This is a genomic window from Rhodoferax sp., from assembly GCF_028714215.1.
Classification (GTDB): domain Bacteria; phylum Pseudomonadota; class Gammaproteobacteria; order Burkholderiales; family Burkholderiaceae_C; genus Rhodoferax.
In genome coordinates this window covers 1-3,816 of record NZ_JAQTMS010000101.1, presented here as the reverse complement: position 1 = coordinate 3,816, position 3,816 = coordinate 1, and the positions used below count along the sequence as shown (strand labels likewise).

Sequence of the window (3,816 nt, the reverse complement as noted above, 5' to 3'; positions counted from 1 at the left end):
TGAAGCCCGATTCCTCTGCCAGGGGAATGAACAACACGGGTGACACATTGCCCAGTTCGCCATCCAACCAGCGAATCAGCGCCTCCACGCCCACCAACTGGCCGGTGGCCAGGGAAATTTGCGGCTGGTAGTGCAGCCGGAACAGACCCTGCTCCATGGCCCGGCGCATGGCATGGTCCATTTTCATGCGCGACAGCAAATCAACGTTCATCTGCGGTTGATAAAAACGGAAACTGCCGCGACCGCGCTCCTTGACCAGATACATCGCCGTGTCGGCGCACTTGATCAACTCATCGAGCGAGCGGCCATCGGCCGGATACAGTGCGATCCCCATACTGCACCCAACCGAAAAGCTGGTTTCCTCGATCAGAAAAGCCTGCGCCATCAGGCCCAGAATGCGGTGTGCCAACACTTCAGCGCCACGGGCATCAATTTCCTGGACAAAAATGACAAAGTCGTCGCCACCGAGCCGACACAAGGTGTCGGCGTCACGCAAACAACGTTTGATACGCTCCGCCACCTCGATCAGAACCCGGTCGCCAAACACATGCCCCATCGAGTCATTGATATTCTTGAAGTGATCCAGATCCAGAAAGAAAACACCAAACTGCGAGCCGTGGCGCTCGGCCATGCGCAAGGCAAAGCCGACTCGCTGTGACAACAATAATTTATTGGGCAGACCGGTCAGGGCGTCGCTGTAAGCCAGTTGTTCAATGCGTTTTTGGGCCGCCAATTCTTCGGTCAGGTCCTTGAAGAAGCAAATGGTGTGCAAAACAGCGCCGTCCTCGTCACGCAACAAAACCCAGGACAGATGCACGGCACAAGCGGCGCGACCGGCACGGTCAAGCCAGACCTGCCCGCGCCAGAAGCCCTCGTCGCGCAGCACTTGTTCCACACGAACCATCAGTTCAGGGTCACATGGATCCTGAAATAAATTCCTGGCGGATTCCCCAAGCAATTGAGCTTGAGAAGTGTCTGCCAAACGCTCACAAACCGGATTGGCAGCCAGAATAGTCAGATCCGGATCCGTGATGAAGATGGCATCCACGCTCGACTCAAACACTTTGGCCGCCAGACGCAGTCTGGACTGGGCATCAACACTTTGCGTGATGTCCCGAAACGAGAACACCCGACCGGTCGCTTGACCTCTGCTGAATTGCGGCCGTGACACCCGCTCCAGTAAACGCCCGGTGATCAGTATCAAGACATCAGTGGTTTCCAGCAAGGGACTCTCAGCAATTGTCCGCAGGCGCGTCTCGTATGCCGCGGCGTCGAGCACCCGCGAGGCAAGATGGCCATGCAAGACCCGGTCATTGGGATTCAAAAGCAACTCTTCGGGCACATCCCACATGGCGGCAAAATGCCGGTTGTAGTTGCGGACGTCGCCATTGCGATCAGTGACCAGAATGCCATCGGCAGTTGATTCGAGTGTGGCCCGCAGCTCTGCCACCAAGCTTTCAAGTTCATCTTCGGTGCGGCGCTGCTGACGCAGATCGCGAATGCCCACCACATACACCGCGCACCCCGTTTCGGGCCAAACCCGGCTGACACGGCGCTCCACCGGAACGGCCATGCCATCGGCACCACGCAACAGGGTTTCCGAGTGAATGCCCTCAACCAGACCAGCGGCGATGTCCTCCCAAAAGAACTGGTCTTCTGGCGTAACAGTCAACTCAATAGCGGGCTTACCCACCAAATCCTCTGCCTCCAAACCCAACAAATCGGCCGCTGCGCGATTGACCGCGAGGATGCGCAAACTTACCGGATCAACCAGCCAGACGGCCTCGATCAAACCGTCAATCAAGAGGCTCCAGGCCGCTGGCTTCACAGCCCCACCTCGTCTGACGGTGACTCAATTGCTTTTTCAAAAAAATAACAAATTCGCTGCCGCGGCAATAGGTAATCCATGGCCTCCCGAGGCAAACTCGCCGGCTTGAGACTGCGCCGAATGCCCAGGGCGGGAGAGTGCTCCAAGTCCAGAATCAGTGCCTCATGCTTGGGAACACGAGGTTCATGCACGATCACCTGGGGCCTGAGTGGCCGGGTGGAATTGACAGATACCACCAGGGCAAATCGTTCGTCAGCCAATTGCACCACCGAGCCCGGCGGATAAACCCCCATCATGCGGATAAAGGCACCCAGTGTCACGCTATCGAAACGGGCTTTCAGCTGAGCAAAGATGAGTGCCAGGGCTTCATGCGGGGTGACGGCAGTCGACGGACGACTCGGATTACACAAGTTGTCATACTGGTTCACCAATGACAAAATTTTACTTGGTATGGACAAGCTGTCGCCCTTCAGCCTGGCCGGGAAACCGCTTCCATCCATCGCCTCGTGATGCTGAGCGATGGCTTGCAGGGCGCCCGCTGTCAAGTCCATCTTCCGCCCCAGAGGGATGCCTTGGGCAACATGGTCCTGGTACAGGTTGTATTCAGCTTTTGAAAAATTTTCGTCTGGCCAGCGCACCCGGTCCGGCAAACGGGATTTGCCGATGTCATGCAAGAACGCCGCCATGCCCAAATCAAGCATGTCCGGCTGTGACAAGCCCAGAGACCGGCCGAGCAGCAGAGAAAGAATGGTCACATTGACCGGATGCATGGACGCTTTGTCCCCCATACCCTCAGACAACAGGCGAATGGCCAACTCGCCCTCCTGCAGCATATCGCCCACAAACCCGCCGACCACGCCAAGACACTGTTGCTTGGCCGCGCCAGGGTGGGCACTGATTTGCTCTACCGCCAGCTTGTAGCGTTGAATGGCGTCAACAAAGCGGCGTTCACAGACGATCAGACTGTTATGTTGGGCACTCAGCAACTCACTGCGCTGTCGCCGAAGACGATGCTCATCAGTTGACGCCAGCGTGCTCTGCGGCTTGGCTTGTTCGCCAGGGCTATCGCCGGCCAGGACGTTTGCGCCATCGGCATTTGCGAATCCTGGCAACAGATCGCTTTTGCCACGAAAATAACGAACACGTTTCAGACCCAGGCCGCGAATCACCTCAAGCTGTTTCTCAGAGGAAATTTTGAAGCTTCTGGTGGGAAACGGATGGGACATCCAGCCGAGTTCAAGCTCGATGAACATGCCGGGTCGCAACTGATGGATTTCAATCAATTCGAACTGGGCTTCGTCCATATGTACTTCAGTTGGCGACCCTGCTTTTTACGAGCACGGCAATATTTGGCACAAAAATTTTCATCTGACGGACGAACATTTCCTCCGTATGCGTTCGAGAATATCATGCCAAAAGCAAAGAAAAAGGAATCCCGATGATTGATTTGTATTACTGGCCCACGCCCAACGGCTGGAAAATCTCCATCATGCTGGAAGAATGCAAGCTGGCGTACCAGTTGATCCCGGTGAACATTGGCAAGGGTGAGCAGTTTGCACCCGCATTTTTGGCGATCAGTCCCAACAACCGCATGCCCGCCATCGTGGACCATGATCCCGCCGGGGGTGGCGATCCGATCGCGGTATTTGAGAGCGGCGCCATTCTGATTTACCTGGCTGAGAAGACCGGCCTTTTCATGCCGGGCGATGTACGCCGCAGGACCCAGGTCTTGCAGTGGTTGATGTGGCAAATGGGGGGGCTCGGCCCGATGGCGGGGCAGAACGGTCATTTTTTGCTCTATGCGCCCGAAAAAGTACCCTACGCCATCGATCGCTATGGCAAAGAGGTGAACCGACTGTATGGCGTGCTCAACACCCAACTGGGGAAAACCGGCGCGTTTGTGGCCGGGCCCGACTACTCCATTCCCGACATGGCAATTTTCCCCTGGATCCGAACCCATCAGGCGCAGCAGGTGTCTCTCGACGAAT

The 3,816-nt window shown here is 56.4% G+C and carries 3 protein-coding genes; 1 reads left to right on the top strand and 2 read right to left on the bottom strand.

Translation table 11 applies throughout. The annotated features are described in order from the left end of the window. Together PHS32_RS23950 and PHS32_RS23945 are read right to left on the bottom strand one after the other, a co-directional pair. On the bottom strand, positions 1-1,804 hold a 1,804-nt coding region (locus PHS32_RS23950), incomplete at its 3' end, for a diguanylate cyclase (RefSeq protein WP_301082098.1). Positions 1,805-1,824: 20 nt separating this feature from the next. Beyond that, the gene (locus PHS32_RS23945; protein WP_301082089.1) at positions 1,825-3,132 is read right to left on the bottom strand and encodes an HD-GYP domain-containing protein; all 1,308 of its coding nucleotides are present in this window, start codon (positions 3,130-3,132) and stop codon (positions 1,825-1,827) included. Between the two features lie 134 nt (positions 3,133-3,266). On the opposite strand from PHS32_RS23945, the gene PHS32_RS23940 reads away from it, so the two are divergent. Further along, positions 3,267-3,816 (top strand): glutathione S-transferase N-terminal domain-containing protein (locus PHS32_RS23940; protein ID WP_301082085.1); only part of this gene is annotated, 550 nt, incomplete at its 3' end.